Raw genomic sequence first — 26423 nt, 5'->3', positions numbered from 1 at the left:
GCGTGACCGAGGGCGAGCACACACCACGTGCTCGCCCTCGGTGCCGTTCACGGGTGCGGCGGCAGGTCCAGCCCGTGTGCCCGGACGCCGAGGACCCGCCGTGACACCTCAGCCTCCATCGGCCCGCTGAACACGTCCGCGGCACCGACCTCGCGGGCCCGGGCGGCGGCGCGGGCATCGGCCGCCAGCAGGTCCATGACGACGGCTGCCGCCGCCGTCGTCCCGGCCGCCGCCGCTGCCGGAACGCCCGCCATCAGGTCGCTGACGTTCCCCGCGGCCCACACCCCGTCGACGCCGGTGAAGCCGAAGGCGTCCACCGGCAGCTGCTCCCCGAAGCCCCCGGGATGCTCGCGCACGGCGAGCCCGAGGTCGCCGAGGAAGGACGCCCGCGCGGTGAAGCGCGGGGCGACCACGAGCAGACGGACGGGCACCACGTGTCCGGACGCCAGGCGCACCCCTGCCAGCCGGTCCGCGTCGTCGATCTCCAGTCCGCCGACGGCGCCCTCGACCACGCCGACGCCCAAGCCGGCGAGCTGCTCCCACTGATCGGCCGTCAGGTCGGCTCCTTCGTTGAGGAACAGCGTCACGTCCCGCGACAACTGCCGGAACATCAGGGCCTGGTGGAAGTTGCCCAGTACCCCGATCGCGGTGTCCCGTGCCTCCCAGCCGTGGCAGAACACGCAGTGCACCACGTCCCTGCCCCATCGCTCCCCGAGCCCCGGCACGTCCGGCAGCTCGTCGACGAGCCCCGAGGCCACCAGCAGGCGCCGCGCCACCACCCGGCGTCCGTCCCCGCACACCACGGTGAAGCGGCCGCCGTCGCGATGGATCGCCGCGACGCTGCCGCGGACGACGCGACCGCCGTAGGACGCGACCTCCTCCCGCCCCTTGCGCAACAGCTCCAGCGGGGCGATGCCGTCGCGTCCCAGCAGGCCGTGCGCGGCGGCGGCCGGGGCGTTGCGGGGCTCGCCCGCGTCGATCACCAGCACCGACCGCCGCACCCGCGCCAGGGTCAGCGCGGCGGACAGACCCGCGGCGCCACCCCCGACGACCACGACGTCCCACACGCCACCCGATATCTCCATGCTGCTCTTCTCGTCCATGCCCGCACGATCGCCCGGCCCGTCGGCGTCCGGCAAAGTTTTCTGCTGTTTCGGCAAAAAGCGCCTCCGGCGGCCGGGGCCGTCTATTCCAGGACGCCTTCGTGGAGGCGGGCGAACAGTTCGGTGTTGTGCGTGTAGTCGACCGGGACGTCGATGACCGTGACTCCTGGGGCACAGAGGGTGTCCGGGGCGAGGGATGTGCGCAGTTCGGCCTCGAAGGCGTCCATCGTGTCGGCCCGTACTCCCCGCGCGCCGAACGCGCCGGCGTACTGGGCGATGTCGTAGTCGCCCAGCCGGACGCCCGAGGTCCTGCCGTACTTGAGGAGTTCCTGGAAGGCCACCATGTCGTAGCTGTTGTCCCGCATGATCACATGCGTGAGGCGCAGGCCGAGCCGGGTGGCGGTCTCCAACTCCTGGGCGCTGAAGAGGAATCCGCCGTCCCCGGACACCGACACGATCTGTGTTCCCGGCCGCAGCAGCGCGGCGGTCATCGCCCACGGCAGGGCGACGCCCAGCGTCTGCTGCCCGTTGGAGAACAGCACGTGCCGCGGCTGGTACCCGCGGAAGTGGCGGGCCATGTAGATGTAGTGCGAGCCGACGTCCGACACCACGGTCGCGGCGTCGTTCACCGCGTCGCGGATCGCCAGGACGACCGCGGCGGGGTTGAGCCCGGCAGCGGTGGGCGGGGCCGACCGGGCTTCCTCGTCGATACGGGCCAGCTCGGCACGCTGCTCGGCCAGCGCGGCGCGGGCCCGGTCCCCCACGTCGAGCCCGGACAGCTGCCCGGTCAGCTCGCCGACCGTCGCGGCCACGTCGCCGCGCAGTTCGAGCGCGGGCTGGTAGTGGTTGTCGAGGGCGGCGGGCATCGTGTCGATGTGGACGAGCGGGCGGGCGGGGTCGGTGTTCCACAGGCCCGGGTCGTACTCGACCGGATCGAAGCCGACGGTGATCAGGACGTCGGCGTGCGCGATGAGCACGTCCCCCGGCTGGTTGCGGAAGAGGCCGACCCGGCCGGCGTACTGCTCCTCCAGTTCGCGCGGAACGACACCGGCGGCCTGGAAGGTCTCCACGACGGGCAGGCCCGTGGCGGCGATCAGGCCGCGCAGCGCCGCGCACGCCTCGGGTTCGGCACCGCGCAGCCCGACCAGCAGCACGGGCCGCCGTGCGGCGCGGATCATCTGCGCGGCCCGGTGGACGGACGCGGCCGGCGCGGGGCCCAGGACGGGGGGCCTGGGCGGCCGGACGACGGCCGTGGCGGTGGGGGCGCCGACGACGTCGGCGGGCAGCACCACGGCGGCGGCGCCCCGGGGCTCGGTGACCGCGGCGCGGAGCGCGTTGGCGACGGCCTCAGGGACGTTGTCGGCGTCGTTGACCTCGCCGGCCCAGGTGGTGACCGGCCGCAGTGCGGCCACCGCGTCCATCGACTGATGGGTGCGCTTGAGCCGGTCCCGGCGGGGGACGGCTCCGCACAGCGCGATCATGGGGTACTGCTCGGTCGTCGCGGTGACGAGGCCGGTCATCAGGTTGGTGGTGCCGGGTCCCGAGGTGACCAGGGCAGCGCCGGGCGTCCCGGTCAGCAGCCCGACGGCGGCGGCCATGAGGGCCGCGTTCTGTTCGTGGCGGCACACCACCAGCTCGGGACCGCCGTCGACCAGGGCGTCGTAGACGGCGTCGATCTTGGCCCCGGGGACGCCGAAGACGTAGGGCACCCCGTACTGCGACAGGGTCTCGACCACACGCTGGGCCGCGCGGACGGACACGTTCGTCATGACTCTCGCCACCTTTCAGGCAGAAGGCACGCCCACTGGCGGAACGCCTCATGGGAGGGGGCGACGGATGCGGGTGTGAACGAGTGCGTGATCATGGCGGTCACCGGCATTCCGCGGTGTGTGGTGCGGCGCGGTCGTCAGGCGCCGGATCACTGTTCACGGTAGGCACGCGGTACCGCCTGTCGGCACCACGTGAACGCGTAGTCCGTTCACGCGCGGGGAGGGTGCCGGGCAGGAGTGTCGGCGGCGGCCGGTAGTGTCGGGCGCCATGACCGACTGGACCGGGGTGCGCGAGCGGGTTCTGGCACTGGCCCTGGCGCCGGGCAGCGACAAGGTGTTCGGGGCGATGGGGCACGCCTTCGCGCTCGATGCGCCCATGACGGCATCCGAGGTGGCGGATCTCGAGGCGTGGACGGGCGTTGAGCTGCCCGACGACTACCGCTTGTTCCTGCTGCACGTCGGAGCGGGGGGTGCCGGCCCGGCCTACGGTGTCTTTCCGGTGCGGCAGGAGGATGCCGGGCGCTGGCGGTGGATCGGGGACGCCCCCGAGGAGGTCGAGCCCAGCGAGCTCGCCGAGCTGTTCCCGGGAGGGGCGGATCCGGCGGCGGCGACAAGGATCCTGGCCGAGCAGCCGTCGCCGGAGGCGTTCGACGACCTCGCGGACCTCGACGCGGCCCTGGAGGTGTGGGAGGAGCGTCTGGCGGAGGTCCAGTACGATCCGCGCTTCACCGCCGGGGCGCTCTGCCTGTGCGACGAGGGCTGCGGACTGACGGTATGGCTGGTCGTGACGGGCCCGGAGCGCGGACGCATGTGGCGTGACCCGCGCAGCGACGGCATGGAGCTGCATCCGCTGCGGAACGCCGACGGCTCGCCTCTGGACTTCGCCGCCTGGTATCTCGGGTGGCTCACGGCCGCCGAGGCCGCCTGCGGCCTCGTCCCGGACACCGGACACGCCGGGCTGGGGCAGCCCGCCTGACCCGCGGCGTGCGCGTGGGGGGGGGAGTCCCCGGCGAATTGCGATTGCGCGGCTCACGGCCCGTGATCCAGAACGGCGTTGTTGCCCAGGACACGTCTTTGAGGGCTTCGCAGTCCGGTCATTCGGTCCGGCGGGACGCCCCTCGGGAGAGGACCACCTGATCGATGACGACGTTCCCGCTGCCCATCACCACCGAACGGCTTCTGTTGCGGCTGTTCACCCCGGGTGACCTCGACGACTTGTCCGCGTATCAAGGCCTCCCCGAGGTCGCTCGCTACCTCTACCGGCAGCCGCTCACCCGTGAGCAGTGCGTGGAGAGCCTCACGCGGCGCGCGGCCGGATCGGCGTGGGCCGAGGACGGCGACGACCTGGTGCTCGCCGTCTGCCCGCTCGGAGAGGCGAAGGTGGTCGGCGAGGTCGTCCTGAAACTGGCGAGTGCGCGGGCACGCCAGGCCGAGATCGGCTGGGTCCTCAACCCGGCTTACGCTGGGCGGGGTTACGCGACCGAGGCGGCGCGTGCGACGGCCGGCCTGGCCTTCGCCGCGTTGGGCGTCCACCGGCTCTTCGCCCGGCTCGACGTGCTCAACACCCGATCGGTGGGTGTGTGCGAGCGCCTCGGTATGCGCCGGGAAGCGCACCTTGTCGAGAACGACCTCGACGAGGCGCGCTGGGGCAGCGAGTACGTCTACGCGACGCTCGCCCGCGAGTGGCAGGCAGATCGGGCCTGACTACGCGTTTACGTGGTGCCGCCGGCCGGCGGTGCGTGCCTACGGTGGCGACAGCAACTCAGTGCGGCCGCACTCTCTCGTACCGGACACGCACGCAGAGGAGCGGATCCATGCGTATCGCCAACCTTTCCGGCCGCGCCGTCCTGCTGGACGGTGCCGGCGCCACGGACATCGCCACCGCCAGTGGGGGCCGCTTCGGCCCCGGCCCGCAGAGCCTGTACGACGACTGGGACGCGTTCTCCGACTGGGCCGGGGGCACCGACACCGCGTCGGCGGCCGTCCCCTGTGCCTCCCGGGAGCTGGGTGCGCCCGTCCCCGAACCCGTCCAGGTGGTGGCCATCGGCCTGAACTACCAGGGGCACCGCGAGGAGACCCATCTCGCCGAAGTGCACGACCCGGACGTGTTCACCAAGTTCCGCTCGTGCTTCACCGGGCCGGAGGGCCCGGTCGCGCTGCCGGAGGGCACGATCGACTGGGAGGCCGAACTCGTTGTCGTCATGGGGCGGGAGGCCCGGCACGTGTCGCCGCACGACGCGTGGTCGTACGTGGCCGGGCTGACCGCGGGCCAGGACCTGTCCGAACGCACCTTGCAGTTCGCCGGGCCGTCCCCGCAGTGGTCGATCGCCAAGTCCCACCCGGACTTCGGCCCGATGGGCCCCGCCGTGGTCACCTTGGACGAGTTCTCCGACCCCGGAGATCTGGAGATCGGCTGCCAGGTCAACGGGGACATCCGGCAGAAGGCACGCACCAGCGACATGATCTTCAGCGTGCCCGCGCTGCTGGCCTTCGTCACCGGCATCATGCCGCTGCACCCCGGTGACCTCATCTGGACCGGCACTCCCCCGGGTGTCGGCTACGGTCGCCGGCCCCAGGTCTTCCTGCAGTCCGGAGACCGGCTCGACACCTGGATCGAGGGCATCGGTGAACTCCACCAGACCTTCACCTGACGCGGACTCGGCGACGCTCCGCGCCCGACCAGCGCAGGTGAGTACGGTCGGCGGACCCGGCACCGAGGCGGCGCACCTGGTACCCGTGCTGCTGCTCGTCCTCACCGTGCTCAGCGGAATGATCGACGCCGTGAGCGTCATCGGACCGGGGCACGTCTTCGTGGCCAACATGACGGGCAACCTCGTCTTCGTCAGCCTGGGCCTGGCAGGCGTGTCCGGCTTCTCGCTCCTCACGCCGCTGGTCGCCCTGGGCGGATTCGTCGTCGGCGTCCTTCTGTGCCGGGCCACCGCCGGCCGGCTGCACCCGCCCCTGGCACTGATCCGTGCCGGTGCGGTCTGCGAGACGGCGCTGCTCGGCGCGGCGGCCGCGTCGGCGGCGTGGGGTGCTCCGCACGATGTGCTCGTCGCCGTCTGCGCCATCGCACTGGGCTTGCAGAACGGGATGGTCGGGCGGCTGGACGTCGGCGGCCTGACCACCACCGTCATGACCCGCACCCTGGTCGGCCTGCTCAGCGGCATCGGCAGGCACCCGTCCCCGCTCGCCGTGCACCAGGTGCTGAGCGTCCTGGCCCTGATCGCCGGGGCCGTCGCCGGCGCCCTCGTCGTCCTGCACTCGGGCCCCGCGGCCGGCATCGCGGCGGCCGCCGGCTGCGCGCTGTTCGTCGCGGTGGCGGCGGCGGTCACCGGACGCTGAAGGGGCTCCGCCCGCGCTCCCGTCGCACTTCCGCAGACCAGAAGTACGCTTCCGCCTCCGACGGCTCACGGGAAGGCAAGCACCGATCGGGGCGGGTAAATTGGGGTCATGCTGACGCCGGGGCGTCCCGCGGTGTTTCTGGGTCGGCGTGCCGAATGTGCGCTGTTCGATCGCTGGCAGGACACGGTCCGTTCCGGGCGGGGCGGCGCGCTCGTCGTCCGCGGGGAACCCGGCATCGGCAAGTCCGCGCTCCTCGACCACGTGGTCGCGACGGCGGCCGGCTTCCGTGTCGTACGGGCCGCGGCGGTCGAGGCGGAAACGGATCTGCCCTTCGGGGTGCTGCATCAGGTGTGCACACCGGCGCTCGCCGCGCTGGAGCACCTTCCGCAACCGCAGCAGGACGCCCTGGCCGTCGCCTTCGGGCTGCGGGCGGGGGCGGTTCCCGACCGCTTCATGGTCGGACTCGCCGTGCTCGGCCTGTTGTCCGAGACGGCCGGCAGTCGGCCGCTCATCTGCGTGATCGACGACGCCCAGTGGCTCGACCCGGGTTCCGCCCAGGCTCTGGCGTTCGTGGCGCACCACATCGGGGCAGAACCCCTGGGCCTGGTGTTCGCCACCCGCCGCGCCGAGGACGGGCCGCGTGGTGTGCCGGAGCTGGAGCTGACCGGGCTCGGCCCTGGCGACGCCCGCGCCTTGCTGCACTCGGCTCTGCATGTGCCGTTGGACGAGGCGGTGGCCGAGCGGATCGCGGTGGAGGCCCGGGGCAATCCGCTGGCCCTGCTCGAACTGCCGCGGGCCATGACCGCCGCCGCGTTCGCGGGCGGGTTCGACCCCTGGGACACCGAGGCGCTGCCCGGGCGCATCGAGCACAGTTTCCGCAGCCGGGTCCTCCGCCTGCCGCCGGACACCCGCACATTGCTGCTGGTGGCCGCGGCGGAGCCGACGGGCGACTCCGCGCTCCTGTGGCGGGCGGCCGGGCAGCTGGCGATCAAGGCCGCCGCCGCGGTGCCGGCCGAGGCCGACGGGCTGCTGTCGATCGGCACCCAGGTCGTCTTCCGCCACCCTTTGGTGCGGTCGGCCGTCTACCGGGCGGCGACACCGGCGCAGCGCCGGGCGGTGCACCGGGCACTGGCCGAGGTCACCGGTCCCGCCGATCCCGACCGGCGTGCCTGGCACCGTGCCCAGGCCGCCACCGGCCTCGACGGGGCGACCGCGGCGGAGCTGGAACGGTCGGCCCACCGGGCCCAGGCACGTGGCGGCATCGCCGCCGCGGCGGCGTTCATGGAACGATCGGCGGCGCTGAGCCCCGACCCCGCCGTCCGTGCGGAGCGCGCCCTGGCCGCGGCGCGCGCCAAGCAGCAGGCGGGCGCGCACGACAGCGCCCTGCGCCTTCTCGCTCTCGCCGAGCGGGGGCCCGCCGATGAGCTGCGGGCCGCCAACAGCGAACTGCTGCGCGGGCAGATCGCCTTCGCCCGCAGCTTCGGCAGCGGCGCGGCACCGGCGCTGCTCCGGGCGGCGCGCCGCTTCGAGCCGATCGACGTGTCCCGGGCCAGGGATGTCCATCTGCAGGCCCTGGCCGCGGCGTTGCTGGCCGGCCGGCTGGGCGGGGACTGCGGGATCGCCGAGGTCGCCCGGGCCGCCCGCCGTGCCCCCGCGGCACCGGTCCCGCGCGCGCCCGACCTGTTGCTGGACGGGCTGACGCTCCTCGTCGCCGAGGGGCACGACGCCGGCGTGCCCGCGCTGCGCACCGCTGTCGCGGCGTTCACCAGTGAGGACCTGACCTCCGAGGAGGAAATGCGCTGGCTGTGGCTGGCGGGCCACGCCGCCGGGCTGCTGTGGGACGACCACGCGTGGCAAGTGCTGGCCACGCGGTTGCTGCGTTCCTGTGAGGAGCGCGGGGCGCTGAGCATCCTGCCGATGGCGGCGGCCACCCGCGCCGGACTGCACCTGCTCGCCGGCGAACTTCAGCAGGCCGCGTCCCTGGCGGAGACCGCGGCAGACGTCACCGCGATGACCGGAGCCGGCCTGGCCCCCTACGCCGAAGTGGGGCTCGCCGCCTTCCGCGGTCAGCAGGACGCGGCGACAGCCGCGATCCGTACCGCGACCCGCGACGCGACGGGCCGCGGGGAAGGCGTGGCACTGACGTTCCTGCAGTGGGCCGCCGCCGTGCTCCACAACGGCACGGGCCGCTACGACCAGGCGCTCGAGTCCGCCCGGCAGGCCGGTGCCGAGGCCGGCGCGCAGCGGTTCGGCAACTGGGCCCTTGCCGAGTTGGTCGAGGCGGCCGTGCGCGCGGGGCAGCGCGACACGGCGCAGGAGGCGCTGCACGCGCTGTGCCGGACGACCCGTTCCTGCTCCACCGGCTGGGCCGCGGGTGTCGAGGCGCGCTGCCGGGCCCTGCTCGCCGCCGACCCGCAGGCCGAAGACCTGTACCGCACGGCCCTCGACCGGCTTCGGCACACGGGCGTGCACGCCGAGCTGGCCCGTACCCATCTGCTGTACGGGGAATGGCTGCGGCGCCGGCGCCGGCTCGTGCGGGCACGGGAACACCTTCGGCAGGCCCACGAGATGTTCCTCCGCTTCGGCATGGACGGCTTCGCGGAGCGCAGCCGCAGCGAACTGTCGGCGGCGGGCGAGCGGACTCGTACGCACCGGCCCGCGCCCGACGGACAACTCACGGCGCAGGAACGGCGCGTGGCCGTCCTGGCCGCCGAGGGAGCCACCAACGCCGCCATTGCCTCACGGCTGTTCATCAGCGCGAGCACGGTGGACTACCACCTGCGCAAGGTGTTCCGGAAGCTCGATGTCACCACGCGCACCCAACTCGCCCGGCGGCTCCCCACGTCCTGGGGTCAGCGGTCCATCGGGCCGGACCCGTAACGGCGTTCACGGACGGCCGCGACGACCTCGGCGACCCGGGCGTCGAAGGCCGCGAGTTCGGCGGCCTCGGCCGCGTCGGCGACGAACACACGCCGCTCGCACGGGACGCCTGCCCGCCAGATCCCTTCGACGGCCCGGGTCGCGGTGATGTCCGTCATCGGGTCGCCGGACACGAGCACGAGGTCCGCGCGCCGACCGGGTGCGACGGTCCCGCGGTCGGCGAGACGGAACACGCGTGCCGGGGCGGACGTCGCGGCGTGCAGTGCCTGAGCGGGCGTGAGGCCGCAGCGGACGAGCAGTTCCAGCTCACGGTGCAGACTCGCCCCGAACACCGTCCCCGGGTTCGGGGCGTCGGTGCCGGCCAGGATCGTGACACCCGCGCCGACCAGGCGGCCGACGTTCTCCACCGCGCGGGAGAAGGCCGGCCCTCCCCGCCCATGGCGCCCTGACGCGCCGGAGGTCAGCCGCCGAACCTGCGCGTCACCGAGCGCCCCGGCCAGTCGCGGGTCCGCGGCCACGGCGGCCCCGCCCGGTTCGCCCAGGACGTTCTCGAGGGTCGCCAGCGTCGGGCCGACCGCGATCCCGGCCTCGGCGATCCGCTCGGCCAGGTCCCTGTCCAGTTCGCCGTCCACGGGCACATGCGCCAGGACGTCGACGCCCGCAGCGGCGACCTCGCGCATCCCGGCAACGGAATGGATGTGCGCGACGACCACGAGCCCGCGGCGATGCGCCGCCTCGGTCAACGCGGTGATCGTCTCCAGGCCGAGGGACGGCGCCGCCCACGGACCCGCCGCACCCGAGGGACCGAAGATCTTCAGGTGGTCCGAGCCCTCGGAGACCCGGTCCGCGACGAACCGCTCGGCCTCCTCCGGGCCGGTCAGGGTCGGGAACGGCTCGTACAGCATCGAGGGATGCCCGCCCGGCGCCGTGGCACCGATGCCCGCGGATCGTACGTCGGCCACATCCGGCCGGGCGCCGGCCTGCTGCTTGGCCGCGGCCATCACGTCGGCCAGGCTGAACATGTCCAGTGCGGTGGTCACACCGAAGGTGAGCCCCTGCGCCAGGGCGCCCGGCACCAGGTGGATGTGCGAGTCGATCAGCCCGGGCAGGAGGGTGCCGCCCTTGGCGTCGATCACCTCGTCGCCGTCCAGGGAGGCGGGACCGGTGGCGCAGTCGGTGATGACGCCGTCGGCGAACCGGACGGACGTCCAGTCCCGCAGCCGGGTGCCGTCGAACACTCTCGCGTTGACGATCGCCGTTGCCTTGGGCACGAGACCCCTCCCGGACGGATGCGCTTGATGGTCAGGGCGGGACGCTAGGGCGTCACGCAACGTGAGGTCAACTCTCCTCGGCCGTCCGCCGGCCCATCGGTGCCCGGGGACGGTACGCGGCTGTCGCGATCTCGGCGAAGGACCGGATCAACGGATTGGTGTCGCCCTCGTTCCACACCGCGACCACCCGGCTCGGCGCCATGTCGGTCAGCGGCACAACGGCCAGTTCCGCGGGGAGGTCGTGTCCGAGCGGGGCGAGGCCGACCGTGCCGTTCCAGAGCACGGCTTGGAGGCATTCCTGGACGGCGCGCACGACGGGGCCCCGGCGGGGCCGGCCGCCGTTCCAGTACGCCTGCCAGAGGGGGTCGGTGCCCTGCGGGAACTGGAACCAGTGGCGGTCGCCCAGTTCGGCCAGCCGCAGCTCGGTGCGACCGGCCAGCGGGTCGTCGGCGCGCAGGACCACGCCGACCGAATCCGCGCGCAGCGTACGCACCGTCAGTGCGCTCTCGTCGAACGGTGCCCGGGTCAGGGCGATGTCGACCAGCCCGGCGCGCAGCCCGCACGTCGGGTCGGTCAGATCGGTGTCCCGGATGCGGATGTCGACGCCGGGATGCCGCTGCCGGTAGGCGGCCGCCAGCCGGGTCATCCCCGGGTCGGTGCCGTCGCCCAGGATGCCGACGGTGATGGTGGCGACGCCGGCGGCCGCGCTCACGCGTATGCGGAGACGGTCGGCATGCTCCAGCAGGGCGCGCGCCTCGTCGAGCAGCACCGTGCCCACCGGGGTGAGCGTGACGCCGGCCGGCGAGCGGACGAAGAGCGGGGCCCCGACCTCGGCCTCCAACTGCTTGATCGCCCGGCTCAGCGGCGGCTGGCTCATGTGCAGTCGGGTGGCGGCGCGGCCGAAGTGGAGTTCCTCGGCGACCGCCACGAAGTAGCGCAGGGTACGAAGCTCCACGCTGCGATGATACCCACGAGGTATCGCAGTCGCGGGACTGGTCTTGGACACCGGCAGGGCCTCGGCGGTGCACTCGTAGGCATGAGCGAAGAGCCCAGGACCAGTGAGCAGCAGGCATACCCCGCCGTGTCGGTGGTGGGTCCCGGTGACGGCGAGGTGATCGTTCTGGGCACCACACGCATGCGCGTTCTGGAGGACGGCAGCCACACCGGGCACCGCCTCGCGATCGCCGAGTCCGTCCTCGCGCCGCACACCCAGGGACCGCCCCAGCACCGCCACGGCCGGCACGACGAGGGCTTCTACGTCCTCTCCGGCACCGTCCGCTTCACCGTCGGGGACCAGGACCACGACGCCACGGCGGGCACGCTCGTGATGATTCCGCCCGGCACGCCTCACACGTTCGCCAACCCGACCGACCAACCCGCCGTCATGCTCAGTACCTTCACCCCCGACCTGTACGTGCAGTACTTCCGGGACCTCCAGGAGGTGCTCGCCGGCGGCCGCCCACTGACGCGAGAGGCCAACGTCGACGCGATGAGCCGCTACGCGACCGACCCCGCCTGAAGCCCGGGGGCGAACGGAGAACATGGACAGCGCCTACTGGATCGTGGCGGGACTGCTCGCCTCGTTCTACCTCTACGCCGGCACCCTCAAGGTGATCCGCGACCGCGATCAGCTCCGGCCCATGATGGCCTGGGTCTACCGCGTGCCCCTGCCCGTCGTCAGGACCCTCGGAACGCTCGAAGTACTCGGCGCGGCCGGCCTGGTCCTGCCGCCCCTGACCGGCATCGCGCCCTTCCTGGCAGGGGTCGCGGCCATCGGTTTCGTCCTCCTGCAGGCCGGTGCGATCGCCGTCCACCTGACGGGCGGGGACCGCCGGATCGCCCTCAACCTCGGGCTCACGGTCGCCGCGGCCGTGGCCGTCTGGCTGTCCACCGGGTTGTGACCGAGCCCCACCGCGGCCGCCCGGCCCAGCCCGGCCGAGCGCCGAGAGATCCATCTGTGCCGCACGCCGGTTCCGGCGTGCAGCACGTTGACCGGGCAAGGGCTTGAGCTGGTAATAACGTTCCGGAGGAATTCCCACCGGGAACGTGAGGGTACGGCCACTTTTCCGCTCGACTACGTCTCCTGGCGCCATGGCCAGAATTGCGGGTGGTGAGCGAACCTCGCGCAATCTCTCAGAGAGATCGAGGCAATCTCGAACGTGCGTTGGACAGCCGTCGCCGCACGGAGTGATTCTTTTCTTCGGAATAGCTGCTCACCACCGGGAACGAGGAGACACCTGCCGTGACCACACCGAACGAGTCCACGCACGGGTCGATCAACCAGGCACCACATCTCGACTACTACCCGCACTGGCTCGACAATCTTGCCGACGACGTCATTCTCCAGGGCAATTTCGCCAATGGCGAGGTGCTCGGCAAGGAAAAGGTGGCCAAGCTGCTGGGCTTCGCGCGGAGCATCTACGCTTTCCAGGACTTCCGCTTCTACGGCCCGCGTGGCGAACTCTTCCTGGAGGACTACCGCTCCACCATCCGCGGCAGCGAGAACTACCGCCCCGGCGGAATCGAAATCTACAACTTCGTCGTCGTGTACTTCAACGAGGCGGGCGAGACCAGTCAGCTCGTCATGAACCACCGGCCGCAATCGGCCGCCCTGCTGTTCTCGTCCCTGCTGGCGAAGCACTTCGGTGACGAGTTCGGGCCGGACCTGTTCTACCAGGGCGACGTCGGTCAGCGGCTGCTCGATCACGACCTGTCCCGCGGTCAGTGGCCGCCGGCGTCGGCCCGTTGACCGTGCCGAATGGTTGGACATGCCCCTCGGAGTCGGCCTCCGAGGGGCATGTGTCCCTTCCCGGGAAACGATCATTCGGCGATGGGGTAGCGCGGCGGCGGGGAGCCTTCGATGGTGACCCACTGGAGTTCCGTGAACTCCTGCATGCCGGCGCGCCCACCGGACTTTCCGTAGCCGCTGCCCTTGACCCCGCCGAAGGGCATCTGGGGTTCGTCGTCGAGGGTGGTGCCGTTGATGTGGCACATGCCGGCGTCGATGCGCTTGGCGAGGTCCAGCGCGAGGGGGATGTCGCGAGTGAAGATGGCCGCGGAGAGCCCGTAGTCGCTGTCGTTGGCCATGCGCACGGCCTCCTCCGGTCCGTCGGCGACGGCGACTCCGACGATCGGCCCGAAGGACTCCTCACGCCAGACCCGCATGGCCGGCGTGACATCGGCCAGCACGGTGGGCGCGTAGCACGCACCATCGGCTGTGCCGCCCGTCAGCAGCCGTGCGCCACCCGCCACGGCGTCGTGGACCATGTCGGACAGCCGCCTGATGCTGTCCGGTCCGACGAGGGGGCCGAGTACCGTGCGCGGATCGCGGCCGTCACCGTAGGTGAGGATGGCGGCGAGGGCGGTCAGGCGCCGCGTGAACTCGTCGGCGACGGTGCGGTCGACGATGATGCGTTCTGTGGTGATGCAGCCCTGGCCGGAGTTGGCGAACGAGCCGAAGGCGACGGCGCTGACGGCCTGGTCGAGGTCGGCGTCGGCGAGGACCAGAACGGGCGCCTTGCCACCGAGTTCGAGGATGACCCGCTTGAGGTGCGCGGCGGCCTTCTCCGCGATGATGCGGCCCACCCGGGAGGACCCGGTGAAGTGCACGCGCCGTACGGCCGGGTGAGCGATCAGGGCGTCCACCACGGTGGGGCCGTCCTGAGGGGCGTTGGTGACGAGGTTGTAGACCCCGTCCGAAGGCCCGGCCTCGGTGATGCATTCGGCGATCAGACCGTGGGTGCGCGGAGTCTGCTCCGACGCCTTCATCACCACGGTGTTGCCCGCGGCCAGCGCATGGGGCACCGAGTTGCCGACGAGCAGCGCCGGCGCGTTCCACGGGACGATGCAGGCCACCACACCGGCGGGCTTCCTGATCGCGATCGAGGTACGGCCCGGTGTGTCGGAGGGGATGATCTCGCCGGTGAGGGCCTCGTGGACGGAACCCGCCGCGTAGCGGAAGTTGTCGGCGAGAACCGTGGTGTTGAAGTGGCCCCAGCCGGCGGTGCCGCCCATCTCGGCGGTGATCGCCCGGGAGATCTCGTCCGATCGGGCCTCGATCGTTTCGGCCGCCGTCCACAGGACGCGGCGGCGCTCGCCCGGTGCCAGCGCCGCCCAGGCGGGAAAGGCCCGCTCGGCGGCGTCGACCGCGTGCACGACGTCCTCGGGAGCGGCCGCCGCGGCCTGGGAGGCGACGCGGCCGGTGAACGGGTCGCGTGCCGCGTAGGTACGCGCGTGGGAGGCGTGCTGCCAGATGCCGTCGATCAGCAGGTGCTGGAAGGTGTTCTCGGCGGTGAGCGTCATGGGTGGTTCTCCGTGCTCGGGGGCGTCGTGGCGTACGGGGACGGCGACGTCCGAAGGTGGGGTGGGGGCCGTGGTCTCCGGCCGGTGCGTGGCGCTGCGGGCAAAAGCCGTCAGGAGCGCAGCAGTTCGGCGGCCCGCTCCGCGATGGCGCAGACGGTGGCGTTGGTGTTGGCCGAGGGGATGAACGGGATGACCGAGGCGTCGGCGACCCGCAGACGCTCGACACCTCGCACGCGCAGCCGCTCGTCGACGACAGCCCGAGGATCGACACCCATCCGGCAGGTGCCCACCGGGTGGTTGTAGGTAGTGAGGGTGGTGAGCACGAACCGCCGCAGATCGGCGTCGTCCGTCACCCTCGGCCCCGGCTGCACCTCACGGTCACGCCATTCGCCGAGCGCGCGCGCCTCGCCGATCTCACGTGCCAGGCGCAGTCCCCGCACGACCGCTTCCATGTCCCGGTCGTCGCCGAAGTAGTTGGGGTTCACCAACGGCCGCACGCCCGGATCGGCGCTCGCCAGCCGGACGGTGCCCCGGCTCTGCGGCAGCATCGGGGCGACAGCGATCGTGTAGCCCCGCCCCGTTTCCGGCACGTCGGCATCCGGGATGTGGCCGGGCACGTCGATGAAGAGTATTTGCAGGTCGGGTCCGTCGAGCCCTGGCCGGCTGCGCACCAGGCCGAACGCCTCGCCGTGATTGTTCATCGCCGCCGGGACATGACGTGCCGCCCGGTACACGACGTCGGACATCGGGTGGTCGTGGAGGTTCTCCCCCACATCCGGCAGGTCCACGGCAACGCCGACGCCCGCCTGCCGCAGGTGCCTTGCCGGACCGACCCCGGAGAGCATCAGCAACTGCGGCGACCCGATGCTGCCGGCCGCGAGGACCACCTCGCCCGTACAGCCGGCCGAGACGGTTTCGCCCCCGGTGTTGTACTCCACTCCTGTGCACCGGCCGCCGCTGATCCGCAACCGGTGGACCAGTGCCTGGGTCACCACCGTCAGATTGCGCCGGCCCATCGCGGGGGCCAGATAGGCATCAGCCGCGCTCTGCCGTTTTCCGTCGACGATGTTCAGATCGGACCAGCCGAACCCCTCCTCCGCTCCCCCGCTGATGTCGACCGCGCGGAGATGGCCGGACTCCGCCGCCGCCTCCAGCATGGCCGTCACGACCGGGTTCGGAGGATCAGGGGGTCCCACCCTCAACGGCCCACTCGTGCCGCGCAGTTCCGGATTCCGTCCCACGGTGGTCTCGCTGCGCATGAAGTAGGGCAGCAGGTCCTCGAACCCCCATGTCGTGAGGCCCGCCTTCGCCCACGCGTCGTAGCTGCTGCGATGACCCCGGACGTAGTTCATCGCGTTGATGGCCGACCCACCGCCCAGCACCCGCCCGTTCCCGATGGGGATCCTGGTGCCGGTGGTCCGCTGCGGGACCGTCACATCCCCCCAGTTCGCGGACGTCTGCAGCAGCGTCGGCCACGCCGGAGGCGCGGCCTTGGCAGCCGGGGTCCGCGCCAGGCCCGCTTCCAGCAGCAGGACCCGCGAGTCGTCGTCCTCGGACAACCGCGCGGCGATCACACAGCCGGCCGTCCCGCCGCCGACAACGATGTAGTCGAACCCGTCGGTCGTGGTTGGCATGGTCTCTCCCACCGTCGAAATCGTCCCTCAGAGGTCTGGGCACTCACGTGCGCTCCTACCGGGGTAACGCGGAAGAGCGGGCGGCGGGATTTTCGTTCCGCTCAGCGAAACGGGACGGCGAGTACCCCTTGGCGGCGCGGAAGGGCGGCGAGCAGGGCTCGCGCAGGATCTTTCAGTGCTCCAGGCGGCGCAGGTCGGAGAGGATCAGGGCGATGGTCCGGTCCAGGGGGCGTTTGAACGGTTCCAGGTCCACGCCGCTGGGCTCGGCCAGGGTGAGGATCGCCGTGTCGCCGCAGGGAACGGTCATGGCCGTGGCGATGCAGTCGATCTCCGGGTGTGCCTCACCGTACTCGGCCGCCAGTTGTCCCCGCTCGAGGGCGCACCAGATGGCCGAGGCCGGATGCTCGGCGGCGCGTCGCTGCTCGGGGGCGGTCACGGCGCCACGTACTCGTGCTCCGTAGGTCCGGGAGAGCGCGTTGAGCGGTTGTCCCGGGGCCTGCACGTACAGGAAGAGCGTCGCCCCCGTGGCGCGGGTCAGGGCATGCATGCGCACGTGCGCCACACCCGCCAGATCGGCTCGGTAGGGGGCCTGCGACAGGTCGCCCAGCCCCGCGCCCAGGGCCCATGCGTGGTCGCGACGGGTCACGACACCCTCACGGGCCAGCTGCTCCAGGATCCGGTGTGCCGTCGTCTTGGGCAGGCCCACCGCCGCCGCGAGACTCGTGACGCCCATCGGACGCCGGGCCCGGGCGAGGACCCGGATGAGCGCGAAGGCACTGCGCACGACGCCGTCGTTCTGGCCCGCGCGTCCCGATGCCGGGACGCTCTCCGAGGCGAAGTCGTCCATCATCGTCCGCTCTTTCCCGCGCCGGGAGGGCGCCGGCCGCACATCTCACCCTTCATCGATCGTAGGACGGTGTCCCCCCTCGCGCGTTCCGCCGCGGGTGGCTCGCGGCACGAGGTGGACACTCAACGAAGTCACCGTGGAGCACTGGGTAGCACGGCCCCAGGTGCGTTCACCCTCGGCCACAGCGCTAACTTTTCCCTCGCCGCACATGAGCGACGTGGATGCCAAGGGGCGATGATGAGCGTGATGGGGGTCTGGGTCGTCGGCGTCGTGACGGACGATGCCCTGGCGGAGGCGCGTCGCCGGTTCCCCGACGCGGCACGGGCCCACGGCGCCTGGCCGGAACCGTTCGACGACCGGAGCACGTGGTGCGAGCGCCTCGGGCCCGTGGGGACGTTCGAGGTGACGGCCGGGCAGCCGTCGCGCGTCCATGAGATCGCGCGCTTCGCCGACGCGGTCGGCGAAGTCCGGAACAGCGCGACAGAGGTGGACGCGTTCCAGGACCATCTGCTGCAGACGGTCCCGCAGCAGGAGGGCGAGGACATGTTCTGCGCCGCCGTACCCAGGGGTGACGGCGCGGCGGCGCTCATGTGGGGGCTCGGCCTCGACGCGACACTCCGACTTCCCGGCTGCTGCGGGGAGTTCCTGCTCGATGCCGCCCACGTGCGGGCCGCGCTCCCAGCCGCCGAGCAGGCGCTCGCCGTTCCGCTGCCGCGTCGGGCGCACGTGGCCGCCCGGGTCCGGCTGTGGCTGGACGAGACGGCGGACGACCCGAGCCGCGACATCGACGAGCTCATCGACGGCCCGCTGCGGGTGCTGCGTTACGCGGCGCGCACGGGATCAGGCGCTGTCGGGCTCACGCTCTGGTACTGACGGCACCTCCTGGGGTCGCCGCGGCCCACTCGGGCGAGAAGACGTCCTCGACGGGCACGGCCTCCGGAGCCGTGGAGCCGTCGAGCCGTCGAGCCGTCGAGCCGTCGAGCGACATCGTCACGCGGGAGAACACCTTCCCGGCGATCACCCCTCGGCTTTCCTCGTGAGCTCGTCGACGTAGGCCGCCAGGTTGCGCAGCGTCTGCTCGCCGCCCTCGACCGCGTGGTACTTCGCCGCCGCCTCGTCGCGCAGTTCCTTCGTAGGGAACACCGTGCGCATCTCGATCCGGGTCCCCTCCCCCGCCGGCTCGAACGTCAGGACCGACTCGAAGGCGTCGGGGTCGTCGCGGGACTCGCCGTGCACCAGCGCGATCCGCTCCGGCGGGACGATCTCGGTCCAGGTGATCCACTCCTGGTAGTCGGTCCCGTCCGGCCCGTGCATGACGAAGGCCCAGACCCCGCCCGGGCGGAACTCGAAGGACCGCGTCGTGGTGGTGAAACCGTCCGGTCCCCACCACCGCGACAGGTGCCGCACTTCCGTGAACGCCTGGAACACCAGCTCCCTTGGGGCGCCGATCGCCCGGGAGATCACGATCTCGCGGTCCGCGGTCGCACGGCCGGGCTCGCGGTCACTGCTGGTCGTCGTCATCCGGTGGTTCCTCCTGCCGTTCCTGCTCCAGGTCCCGCACGAACGCGTCCAGCCGGTCGAAGGTCCCGTTCCAGAACTCCTCGAAGCCGCCCACCCACTCATGGACCGGCCGCAGCCCCCGGGCGTCCAGGCCGTACAGGCGCTGCTTGCCCGCCTCGCGGACGCGCACCAGGCCGACCTCGCGGAGCACCCGCAGGTGCTTGGACGCCTGCGGCTGGCTCATCCCGAGGTCCCGTGCCAGTGCGGTCACGGGTCGCTCGCCGGCCCGCAGCAGCATGAGGATCTCCCGCCGCTGCGGCTCGGCGATCGCGTTGAACGTGTCCGAGGTCGTCGCCGCTCGTGCCATGGCACCATCATATGCCCATATCGGCATGCGTCAATCCGGCATGAGCACTCCCGTCAGGGATGACGATGGCGCGCGGAACCGCCGAGCGGGTGGCGAAGCGTCACGAGCGTGCGGCAGAGCGTCACCCCTGTCAAGGCGCTATCCCACCTTTCGTTGGATTCAATTCACGGATGACGACGATCTTTTGACGGTTCGCCAAAAAGATTTTGATGACTCCGTCCAAAGCTCTGGACACCACTGGGGACCCCGATTAGCGTTCCAGCCGATCGACACGATGTTGCGTCGATGTAACGCCAGTGCGGCCTTGCAACCCACCCGCCCCGCACGCCGGGGCCGTATGCGACGCGTCCTCACCGCCGACGAGAAGCCGACCTCCACCCGCCCGCGAGCGGCGGCTGTTCCTCGTCACAGATGTCCCGCACTCCGCAGCACCCCGCCCTGGCGGGGGTTCCCGGCCGCGGCATGCCGCCGCGGCCGTAACCGCAGCAGAAAGGGAAGCCCCATGAAGATCCGTTCCTACCTTGTTGCAGCCTCGTTGGTGGCCTCGGGCGGGCTGGTCACGATTGCGGCGCCCGCGCAGGCGGCGCTCACGACCACCTGCGTGGGAGAAGGCGGGGCCGTCACCGTGAACGGCACCCTCGTGGTGCCGGCCGGCGCGTCGTGCACGCTGACCGGTACGAAGGTCAAGGGCGCGGTGACGATCGAGGCCGGCGCCGACCTCGTGGCGAAGGGCGTCACCTTCAGCAGCACCGTCGCCGTCGGGAACAACGCCTACCTGGACATCACCGACAGCAGCGTCAAGGGCGCGGTGACCGAGCAGGGCGCCTTCGGCGTGCACGTGCAGAACACCGCGGCGAGCGGCGGCATTTCGGCTGTCGACGGCTTCCTGTACAGCGTCGACTCCACGGTCAGGGGGGACGTCAGAGCCTCCTCGGGCGAGCTGTACATCTCGGGCACCACGGTCTCCGGCGCCGTCGCCGGCGACGCGAACCTCTACACCGACGTCTACGACACCACGGTCGGCAAGACGCTCACGGTGAGCGGCAACACGCTCGGCGGCGTCCTGTGCGCCAGCGAGGTCGAGGGCGACACGGTGTACCAGAACAACTCCGACAACCTGCAGCTCGGCGGCGACGGCCCGCTCAGCTCCTGCGCGGGGGCGACCTACCTCGGCGGCGACCTCGCGGTCACCGGCAACAACGCGAACGCGGTCCTGGACAACACCATCGTCCGCGGCAAGCTCACCGCCAGCGACAACAGCCCCGCACTCCAGGTGGGCCCGCTGGCCCGCGTACGCGGCGGCATCACCGCGACCACCACCGCCCCCGCGGCGTCGCTCGCCCGGGCCGCCAAGGCCGCCTCGCAGGACCGCGGCGCCGACCTCGCCGCGAAGGTGGCGGAGCGTACCGCGCAGGCGGAGGCCGCAGCGGCCGCAGCGGGCACCGGGCTGTGATCCCGGCCCGTCCACGGGCGACAACCGCTCCGCACCGTCAGCACCGCGCACCTCGCACCGCACTCTTCTTCGCCGCATCCACCAAGGAGTGACCGTGGGCCACCTGGACAAATCCTTCGACCGCAGAGACTTCCTGCGGGCCACCGCCGGTGCCACCGTGGCGGTCGCCGCCGCCTCCGTCGTCGGCGCCGCGACGGCATCGTCCGCCTCCGCCGCGCCCAGCATCCTGTCCATCCCGAAGGACCGCATCTCCCTGCAGCTCTACAGCGTCCGTGACAAGGTCACGTCGCTCGGCTTCCGGGTCGTCCTGGAGGAGATGGCACGCATCGGCTACAAGGAGATCGAGTTCGCGGGCTACACCCAGAACACCTCGATCCTCGGCCGGCAGATCACGCTCCAGGAGATCCGCAAGCTGCTCGACGACAACGGCCTGAAGGCGATCGGCAGCCACGTCGGCATCGGGGACTTCCGCTCCAACCTCCAGGGCCAGCTCGACGCGGCGCAGATCCTGGGCATGCCGCATGTCGGTACCGCCAACGCGCCGTCGAACTCCAACACGGTCTCCGGCTACCTCGCCGCCGCGGAGGAGTTCAACACCTGGGGCCAGGCGGCCGCCGCCCGCGGTCTGAAGCTGTACCAGCACAACCACGCCGGCGAGTTCGCCTTCGCCACCGACCAGCCGTCGGTCCGGCTGTACGACGTCTTCCTTCGCAACACCGACCCGCGCTACGTCTACTTGGAGATGGACGTGTACTGGGCGTACGTCGGGCAGCACCGCTGGCCGGGCTTCGACCCCGCGGCCTACGTGCGCAACCAGCCCTACCGCTACCCGCTGTTCCACATGAAGGACGGCGCCGCCAACTCGAGCGCGGACGGCTACTCCATCGTCGAGTTCGGCGCCGGCGTCCTGCCGTACCAGCAGTTCATCCGGGACATCGGTGCCCGCGGCAGCCACGTCGGCATCTGGGAGCAGGACACCGCGCCCAACACCCAGCCGAACCCGCCGGGTTCGTTCGGCGCCGCGCAGCGCAGCTTCACGGCGCTGAAGCAGCTGCTGGCCTGATCGCAGGCATCCCACCGGGCCTGGCCCGCCGTTGGCGTACCGCTGCCACGGCGCAACCGGCGGGCCGGCCCGGCTGCGCACCTCCTGACCGGAACAGACCAAGGAGACGCATCACTGTGTACCGTACCCTGAGAGGCCTCATGGCCGGGGTGCTCCTCGCATCGCTGCCCATGCTGAGCGGTCTCGCCTTAGCACCGGCCGCGCAGGCGCACCCGGACGACGCCCACGCGACCGCGGCCGCCGACCCCGCCGTGGACTGGTCGAACTACGAGAAGGTCACGCTCAGCAAGAACACCGGCGAGCCGATCGACCTCGCCGTGCTGCCCGATCTGCGCGTCCTGCACACCGCCCGCAACGGCGATCTGCGGATGACCGACCCCGGCACCGGGATCACCAAGGTGGTGAACCACCTCGACGTCTACCAGAACTCAGAGATGGGTCTGCAGACCGTCACCCTCGACCCGGACTTCGCCACCAACCACTGGGTCTACCTCTACTACTCGCCGCCGCTGAGCACTCCCACCGGTTCGGCCCCCGAGCGGCTGCCGGCCGGGCAGACCGACGCGTACTGGAAGCAGTGGGAGGGGTACGACACCCTCACCCGCTTCAAGTGGACGGGCGACCAGCTCGATCTGTCCACCGCCCAGGAGATCATCCGCGTCACCACCAACCGCGGTCAGTGCTGCCACGTCGCCGGCGACGTCGACTTCGACGCGCAGGGCAACCTCTTCCTGTCCACCGGCGGCAACACGCCCGCCTCCGGGCCGAACGTGAACGGCTACACGCCGATCAACGACGCGGCCACCTACAACCCCGGCCTCGACGAGCGCCGCGGCTCCGGCAACACCAACGACCTGCGCGGCAAGATCCTGCGCATCCACGTCCAGGACGACGGGAGCTACACCATCCCGTCGGGCAACCTGTTCCCGGTCGGTACGCCCAAGACCCGTCCCGAGATCTTCGTGATGGGCCTGCGCAATCCGTACCGGATGACGGTGGACAAGGCCACGGGCGCCGTGATGTGGGGCGACTACGGCCCCGACGCCGGCAACGCCGACCCCAACCGCGGGCCGATGGGCTACGTCGAGTGGGACACCACCACCACCGCCATGAACAGCGGCTGGCCGTTCTGCACCGGTGACAACACCCGTCCCTACCGGGACTTCGACTTCGCCACCCTCACTCCCGGCCCCGCCTTCGACTGCGCCGCGCCGGTCAACGACTCCCGCTGGAACACCGGCCTCACCGAGCTGCCCCCGGCGAGAGCGGCCACCTTGTGGTACGGCGACCGCGACACCGACCAGCCCTGGCCGGAACTGACCGCCTTCCGCGGTCCCGGCGGCCCCGGCGGCCAGGCCCCGATGGGCGGCCCGGTCTACCACTACGACGCGTCCAATCCGGCTCCGGGCAAGTTCCCCGCGTACTGGGACGGCAAGGCCTTCTTCGGCGAGTTCTCCCAGGACTACGTGGCCGCCCTGACCCTGGCCGGCCCGGACGGACCCGTCACCAAGCTGGAGAACGTCCTGCCCAACAGCGACCGTTCCGGCAACGGCATCCCGCCGTGGGACAACCCGATGGACCTGGAGTTCGGCCCCGACGGCGCGCTCTACGTCCTCGACTACGGTGACGGCTTCTTCCGGCAGAACCCGGACGCGGGCCTCTACCGGATCGACTACGCGGAGGGCAACAAGGCCCCCACCGCGGTGATCAGCGCCAGTCCCTCCTCGGGCCAGGCTCCGCTGACCGTCTCCTTCAGCGCCACGGGCTCCAGCGACCCGGAAGGTTCCGCCCTCACCTACCAGTGGGACCTCGACGGCAACGGCACGTTCGAGACCACCGGCCCGACGGCCAGTCGCACGTATCCCGACAACGGCCAGCTCCAGGCCCGCCTCAAGGTCACCGACCCCGAGGGCAAGACCGGCCTGACCAGCAAGCAGATCACCGTGGGCAACACCGCTCCGACGGTGGCGTTCACCTCCCCGCCCAACGGCGGCTTCTTCACCTGGGGCGACGTGGTGCCGTACGCCACCCGGATCGACGATCCGGAGGACGGCACCAACATCGACTGCACCAAGGCCGCCTGGACCCTCGGCCTCGGCCACAACCAGCACGGTCACCCGGTGAGCAGCGGGACCGGTTGCTCGGGGGCCATCACCACCCCGACCGACGCGGGTCACGGTGACACGGAGAACGTCTTCGGCGTCCTCGGTCTCACCTACACCGACCGCGGCGCCGGCAGTGTGCCCCCGGCCACCAGCGACGCCCAGGTCGTCCTCAACCCCGCGCTCATGCAGGGCGAGCACTACGACTCGGCCCAGGGCGTCACGATCACCGATGACACCACCGCCTCCGGACAGCGCAAGCTGACCGCCTTCGACGCCGGCGACTGGATCGGCTACGACCCGGTGTCCTTCGCCGGCATCACCGGGGTCCAGACCCGCGCCACCGGCGCCGGAACCCTGTCGCTGCGCTGGGGCACGCCGAGGTCCGACCCGTTCGCCACGATCACGGTCCCGGCCGGCGACGGCTGGCAGACGGTCAACACGGCGCTGGCTTCGGCTCCCACCGGCAGCGGTCAGCTCTACATCACGTCCTCGGGCGGTGTCGACGTGGACTCCTTCACCTTCCAGGGGTCCGGTGTCGCCGACAGGACCCCGCCGACGGTGACGGCCGCCCTCAACCCGGCACAGCCCAACGGCAGCAACGGCTGGTACACCGGCAACGTGTCGCTGACCGTCAGCGCCACCGACAACGGGGCCATCAAGAGCCGGGAGTACTCGCTCAACGGCGGAACGACCTGGCTGAGCGCGAACAGCGCGGTCACCCTCTCCACGGAGGGCATGAGTTCCATCCGGTACCGGGCGACGGACACGGCCAACAACATCTCCGCGGTGGGCACCATCGCCGTGCGGATCGACAAGACCGGACCCGCGGTGACGGTCACCGGGGTGACGGCCGACACCGCCTACGGGGACTCCCAGCGCCCGACGCCGGTGGTCACGGTCACGGACGCCGTCTCCGGAGGGCCGACCGCGACCGCGCTGCTGGACGGTACGGCGGTCACCCCGGGGCAGCCCCTGCTGCTGTGGCGGTTGCCGCTGGGCGGCCACGACCTGGTGGTCACGGGTCGTGACGCGGCGGGCAACACCACCACGCGCACCGTGCACTTCACCACCACCACCTCCTTCGACGAGCTGGACACCCTGATCACCCAGCTGCGCGCGGAGAACCGGCTGACCGAACAGGGCCGGCAGCGTCTGACGGTCCGGCTCGACCAGGCCCGGGCGCACGCCGACGCGGGGCGCACCAACCAGGCGGCCGCCGTCCTGGACCAGGTCGCCCAACTGGCCGCGGACACCAAGCTGGTGACCGACGCGACCGCGCGGACCGCGCTGGCCCGCGACGCCCTCGCCGTGAAGGGAGGCCTCGCCGGCTGATGTGAGGGGTGCTGCCCGTCCGTCCCACGGCGGCGGGCAGCACCCCGCCGGTGGCTCCAGGGCTCATCAGCGGCCGCCCCGGAAGGGCGGCCGCCCGCCCTGGAGTTCATCCACATGTCCCGGCGCTCCCGACCTCGGAATCGCGTCGGGTAACTTTGCGACCCACTGATGCTTTCTTCGTTTCGAATTTAACTTTCGACGATTCGCGGGAAAGCCATTGACGCTCGTGAATCAACGCCCCTAACGTTTTGTCACACATTCGGCCGATACCCAGGAAGTGAGCCCGTGAGCATCCAGTACCGCGTGCTGAGCCTGTTGCGCGACCTCGGGCCGCTGTCGCGCGCACAGCTGTCCGACGAGCTGGAAGTGGCGAGGCCGAGGCTGCTGGCTGAACTCGATCGCCTGATCGCCGACGGAAAGGTGCTCGAGGCGGGGCGGGCCACTTCTCGCGGCGGCCGCCCTTCCACTCTCGTCCAACTCGATCCCGACATACGGTTCGCGGCGGTGGACCTCGGGGCCAGCTCGATCGACATCGAGATCACCGACGGAGGGCTGAAGCCGATTGCCTCCTATGCCGAGGCAGCCGATATCCGCAAAGGTCCCCGTGCCGTCCTGGACAGGGTCAACGAACTCCTGAACAAAATGGCGGACCAGGCCGGGTGCGCGCGGTTCAACTCCATAGGCATCGGGCTGCCGGGGCCGGTCAGCTTCAAGGAGGGGATCTCGGTCTCCCCGCCGATCATGCCGGGCTGGGACCGCTTCCCCGTCCGGGACACCCTCACCCGCGCCCACGGCTGCCCGGTCGTGGTGGACAACGACGTGAACGTGATGGCCCTCGGCGAACGGTACGCGGGGGTCGCCAAGGCCGTCGACAACCTGCTGTTCGTCAAGATCGGCAGCGGCATAGGCTGCGGGGTCCAGGTCCACGGCCAGATCTACCGCGGCTCGGAAGGGTCCGCGGGCGACATCGGCCACATTCAGGTCGAGACCGAGGGACCGGCCTGCTCGTGCGGCAAGACCGGCTGCCTGGAGGCCTTCTTCGGCGGCGTGGCCCTGGCCCGGGACGCCACCGCCGCCGCCCGTTCGGGGCGGTCGCCGGCGCTGGCCGAACGCCTCGCCGCGGAGGGTGCCCTCACCGCGGTGGACGTGGCCGAGTGCGCGGCCGGCGGGGACGTCACGTGCGTCAACCTGATCCGGGACGGCGGCCACCGGGTGGGGCAGGTCCTCGCCACGCTGGTCAGCTTCATCAACCCGTCGATGATCGTGATCGGCGGCGGCGTCTCCGGGCTCGGCCACCTGCTGCTCGCCGAGATCCGCAGCGTCGTCTACAAGGGCTCGCTCCCGCTCGCCACCGGGAACCTGCAGATCGTGCTGTCGGAACTCGGCCCGCGCGCCGGAGTGGCCGGCGCGGCGCTGCTGGCCAGCGAACTCGACTTCGAGAGCCATCTCTGA

23 protein-coding genes are annotated in these 26423 nt (G+C 71.6%); 13 read left to right on the top strand and 10 right to left on the bottom strand.

Translation table 11 applies throughout. The annotated features are described in order from the left end of the window. Positions 1-47: 47 nt before the first annotated feature. Complete coding sequence (locus ABZ883_RS20950; protein WP_360908056.1) at positions 48-1103, bottom strand: NAD(P)/FAD-dependent oxidoreductase; 1056 nt, start codon at positions 1101-1103, stop codon at positions 48-50. A gap of 83 nt (positions 1104-1186) precedes the next feature. Beyond that, complete coding sequence (gene alsS / locus ABZ883_RS20945) at positions 1187-2872, bottom strand: acetolactate synthase AlsS (protein WP_360908053.1); 1686 nt, start codon at positions 2870-2872, stop codon at positions 1187-1189. A 268-nt stretch (positions 2873-3140) separates the two neighbouring features. Between alsS and ABZ883_RS20940 the strand changes: the two genes are divergently transcribed. From ABZ883_RS20940 to ABZ883_RS20920, 5 genes are all read left to right on the top strand, one after another. Continuing rightward, positions 3141-3848, top strand: coding sequence for an SMI1/KNR4 family protein (locus ABZ883_RS20940; protein WP_360908051.1), 708 nt, complete (start codon positions 3141-3143; stop codon positions 3846-3848). Between the two features lie 164 nt (positions 3849-4012). After that, positions 4013-4576, top strand: a complete 564-nt coding sequence (locus tag ABZ883_RS20935) for a GNAT family N-acetyltransferase (RefSeq protein WP_360908049.1) — start codon at positions 4013-4015, stop codon at positions 4574-4576. A 110-nt stretch (positions 4577-4686) separates the two neighbouring features. Continuing rightward, complete coding sequence (locus ABZ883_RS20930; RefSeq protein ID WP_360908047.1) at positions 4687-5523, top strand: fumarylacetoacetate hydrolase family protein; 837 nt, start codon at positions 4687-4689, stop codon at positions 5521-5523. 37 nt (positions 5524-5560) lie between these two features. Further along, entirely contained in the window at positions 5561-6217 is a 657-nt protein-coding gene (locus ABZ883_RS20925) for a YoaK family protein (protein ID WP_360908044.1), read from the top strand. Positions 6218-6325: 108 nt separating this feature from the next. Continuing rightward, entirely contained in the window at positions 6326-9097 is a 2772-nt protein-coding gene (locus ABZ883_RS20920) for an AAA family ATPase (protein WP_360908042.1), read from the top strand. Here the strand turns inward: ABZ883_RS20920 and ABZ883_RS20915 are convergent. Both ABZ883_RS20915 and ABZ883_RS20910 read right to left on the bottom strand, forming a co-directional pair. Beyond that, positions 9070-10368: an amidohydrolase family protein gene (locus ABZ883_RS20915; protein WP_360908040.1), complete on the bottom strand. Its 1299-nt coding sequence runs from the start codon at positions 10366-10368 to the stop codon at positions 9070-9072. The genes ABZ883_RS20920 and ABZ883_RS20915 overlap by 28 nt on opposite strands. A gap of 67 nt (positions 10369-10435) precedes the next feature. Continuing rightward, entirely contained in the window at positions 10436-11323 is an 888-nt protein-coding gene (locus tag ABZ883_RS20910) for a LysR substrate-binding domain-containing protein (RefSeq protein ID WP_360908038.1), read from the bottom strand. A gap of 81 nt (positions 11324-11404) precedes the next feature. Between ABZ883_RS20910 and ABZ883_RS20905 the strand changes: the two genes are divergently transcribed. The 3 genes from ABZ883_RS20905 to ABZ883_RS20895 all read left to right on the top strand — a co-directional run bounded on the left by ABZ883_RS20905 (position 11405) and on the right by ABZ883_RS20895 (position 13117). Further along, positions 11405-11887 (top strand): cupin domain-containing protein, encoded by a 483-nt coding sequence (locus ABZ883_RS20905; RefSeq protein ID WP_360908036.1) that lies wholly within the window; start codon positions 11405-11407, stop codon positions 11885-11887. A 22-nt stretch (positions 11888-11909) separates the two neighbouring features. Continuing rightward, the gene (locus ABZ883_RS20900) at positions 11910-12269 is read left to right on the top strand and encodes a DoxX family protein (protein ID WP_360908034.1); all 360 of its coding nucleotides are present in this window, start codon (positions 11910-11912) and stop codon (positions 12267-12269) included. A 341-nt stretch (positions 12270-12610) separates the two neighbouring features. Then, complete coding sequence (locus ABZ883_RS20895; RefSeq protein ID WP_360908032.1) at positions 12611-13117, top strand: hypothetical protein; 507 nt, start codon at positions 12611-12613, stop codon at positions 13115-13117. A gap of 71 nt (positions 13118-13188) precedes the next feature. On the opposite strand, the gene ABZ883_RS20890 is transcribed toward ABZ883_RS20895, so the two are convergent. The 3 genes from ABZ883_RS20890 to ABZ883_RS20880 all read right to left on the bottom strand — a co-directional run bounded on the left by ABZ883_RS20890 (position 13189) and on the right by ABZ883_RS20880 (position 17154). Beyond that, the gene (locus ABZ883_RS20890) at positions 13189-14670 is read right to left on the bottom strand and encodes an aldehyde dehydrogenase family protein (RefSeq protein WP_360908030.1); all 1482 of its coding nucleotides are present in this window, start codon (positions 14668-14670) and stop codon (positions 13189-13191) included. 110 nt (positions 14671-14780) lie between these two features. Then, positions 14781-16304 carry a GMC family oxidoreductase N-terminal domain-containing protein gene (locus tag ABZ883_RS20885; RefSeq protein WP_360908028.1) on the bottom strand — a complete coding sequence of 508 codons (1524 nt, stop codon included), beginning with the start codon at positions 16302-16304 and terminating at the stop codon, positions 14781-14783. A gap of 172 nt (positions 16305-16476) precedes the next feature. Further along, positions 16477-17154, bottom strand: a complete 678-nt coding sequence (locus tag ABZ883_RS20880; RefSeq protein WP_360908026.1) for a helix-turn-helix domain-containing protein — start codon at positions 17152-17154, stop codon at positions 16477-16479. A 243-nt stretch (positions 17155-17397) separates the two neighbouring features. On the opposite strand from ABZ883_RS20880, the gene ABZ883_RS20875 reads away from it, so the two are divergent. Beyond that, positions 17398-18024 carry a hypothetical protein gene (locus tag ABZ883_RS20875; RefSeq protein WP_360908024.1) on the top strand — a complete coding sequence of 209 codons (627 nt, stop codon included), beginning with the start codon at positions 17398-17400 and terminating at the stop codon, positions 18022-18024. On the opposite strand, the gene ABZ883_RS20870 is transcribed toward ABZ883_RS20875, so the two are convergent. From ABZ883_RS20870 to ABZ883_RS20860, 3 genes are read right to left on the bottom strand one after another with little or no spacing between them, the layout of a single operon-like run. Further along, positions 18008-18145, bottom strand: a complete 138-nt coding sequence (locus ABZ883_RS20870) for a hypothetical protein (RefSeq protein WP_360908022.1) — start codon at positions 18143-18145, stop codon at positions 18008-18010. The genes ABZ883_RS20875 and ABZ883_RS20870 overlap by 17 nt on opposite strands. A gap of 23 nt (positions 18146-18168) precedes the next feature. Continuing rightward, complete coding sequence (locus ABZ883_RS20865; RefSeq protein ID WP_360908020.1) at positions 18169-18672, bottom strand: SRPBCC family protein; 504 nt, start codon at positions 18670-18672, stop codon at positions 18169-18171. After that, the gene (locus tag ABZ883_RS20860) at positions 18653-19018 is read right to left on the bottom strand and encodes a metalloregulator ArsR/SmtB family transcription factor (protein WP_360908017.1); all 366 of its coding nucleotides are present in this window, start codon (positions 19016-19018) and stop codon (positions 18653-18655) included. The genes ABZ883_RS20865 and ABZ883_RS20860 overlap by 20 nt, the downstream gene beginning before the upstream one ends. Positions 19019-19520: 502 nt before the next feature. On the opposite strand from ABZ883_RS20860, the gene ABZ883_RS20855 reads away from it, so the two are divergent. The 4 genes from ABZ883_RS20855 (at position 19521) to ABZ883_RS20840 (ending at position 26423) form a co-directional block, all read left to right on the top strand. Next, complete coding sequence (locus ABZ883_RS20855) at positions 19521-20471, top strand: hypothetical protein (protein ID WP_360908015.1); 951 nt, start codon at positions 19521-19523, stop codon at positions 20469-20471. Between the two features lie 94 nt (positions 20472-20565). Then, positions 20566-21534 carry a sugar phosphate isomerase/epimerase gene (locus ABZ883_RS20850; RefSeq protein ID WP_360908013.1) on the top strand — a complete coding sequence of 323 codons (969 nt, stop codon included), beginning with the start codon at positions 20566-20568 and terminating at the stop codon, positions 21532-21534. A gap of 140 nt (positions 21535-21674) precedes the next feature. Further along, positions 21675-24971, top strand: a complete 3297-nt coding sequence (locus ABZ883_RS20845) for a PQQ-dependent sugar dehydrogenase (protein ID WP_360908011.1) — start codon at positions 21675-21677, stop codon at positions 24969-24971. 285 nt (positions 24972-25256) lie between these two features. After that, positions 25257-26423 carry an ROK family protein gene (locus ABZ883_RS20840; protein ID WP_360908009.1) on the top strand — a complete coding sequence of 389 codons (1167 nt, stop codon included), beginning with the start codon at positions 25257-25259 and terminating at the stop codon, positions 26421-26423.

The sequence above is a fragment of the Streptomyces sp. NPDC046977 genome, from assembly GCF_040644455.1.
In the GTDB taxonomy this organism is placed as follows: Bacteria; Actinomycetota; Actinomycetes; order Streptomycetales; family Streptomycetaceae; genus Actinacidiphila.
This window is presented reverse-complemented; position numbering and strand designations above follow the sequence as displayed.

Bases quoted from the DNA above. Each gene is read 5' to 3' on its own strand.
- ABZ883_RS20890 (WP_360908030.1), bottom strand. From the start codon at position 14,670: ATGACGCTCACCGCCGAGAACACCTTCCAGCACCTGCTGATCGACGGC.
- ABZ883_RS20885 (WP_360908028.1), bottom strand. From the start codon at position 16,304: ATGCCAACCACGACCGACGGGTTCGACTACATCGTTGTCGGCGGCGGG.
- ABZ883_RS20880 (WP_360908026.1), bottom strand. From the start codon at position 17,154: ATGATGGACGACTTCGCCTCGGAGAGCGTCCCGGCATCGGGACGCGCG.
- ABZ883_RS20865 (WP_360908020.1), bottom strand. From the start codon at position 18,672: ATGACGACGACCAGCAGTGACCGCGAGCCCGGCCGTGCGACCGCGGAC.
- ABZ883_RS20935 (WP_360908049.1), top strand. From the start codon at position 4,013: ATGACGACGTTCCCGCTGCCCATCACCACCGAACGGCTTCTGTTGCGG.
- ABZ883_RS20920 (WP_360908042.1), top strand. From the start codon at position 6,326: ATGCTGACGCCGGGGCGTCCCGCGGTGTTTCTGGGTCGGCGTGCCGAA.
- ABZ883_RS20900 (WP_360908034.1), top strand. From the start codon at position 11,910: ATGGACAGCGCCTACTGGATCGTGGCGGGACTGCTCGCCTCGTTCTAC.
- ABZ883_RS20860 (WP_360908017.1), bottom strand. From the start codon at position 19,018: ATGGCACGAGCGGCGACGACCTCGGACACGTTCAACGCGATCGCCGAG.
- ABZ883_RS20845 (WP_360908011.1), top strand. From the start codon at position 21,675: ATGGCCGGGGTGCTCCTCGCATCGCTGCCCATGCTGAGCGGTCTCGCC.
- alsS (WP_360908053.1), bottom strand. From the start codon at position 2,872: ATGACGAACGTGTCCGTCCGCGCGGCCCAGCGTGTGGTCGAGACCCTG.
- ABZ883_RS20875 (WP_360908024.1), top strand. From the start codon at position 17,398: ATGGGGGTCTGGGTCGTCGGCGTCGTGACGGACGATGCCCTGGCGGAG.
- ABZ883_RS20855 (WP_360908015.1), top strand. From the start codon at position 19,521: ATGAAGATCCGTTCCTACCTTGTTGCAGCCTCGTTGGTGGCCTCGGGC.
- ABZ883_RS20940 (WP_360908051.1), top strand. From the start codon at position 3,141: ATGACCGACTGGACCGGGGTGCGCGAGCGGGTTCTGGCACTGGCCCTG.
- ABZ883_RS20930 (WP_360908047.1), top strand. From the start codon at position 4,687: ATGCGTATCGCCAACCTTTCCGGCCGCGCCGTCCTGCTGGACGGTGCC.
- ABZ883_RS20905 (WP_360908036.1), top strand. From the start codon at position 11,405: ATGAGCGAAGAGCCCAGGACCAGTGAGCAGCAGGCATACCCCGCCGTG.
- ABZ883_RS20950 (WP_360908056.1), bottom strand. From the start codon at position 1,103: ATGGACGAGAAGAGCAGCATGGAGATATCGGGTGGCGTGTGGGACGTC.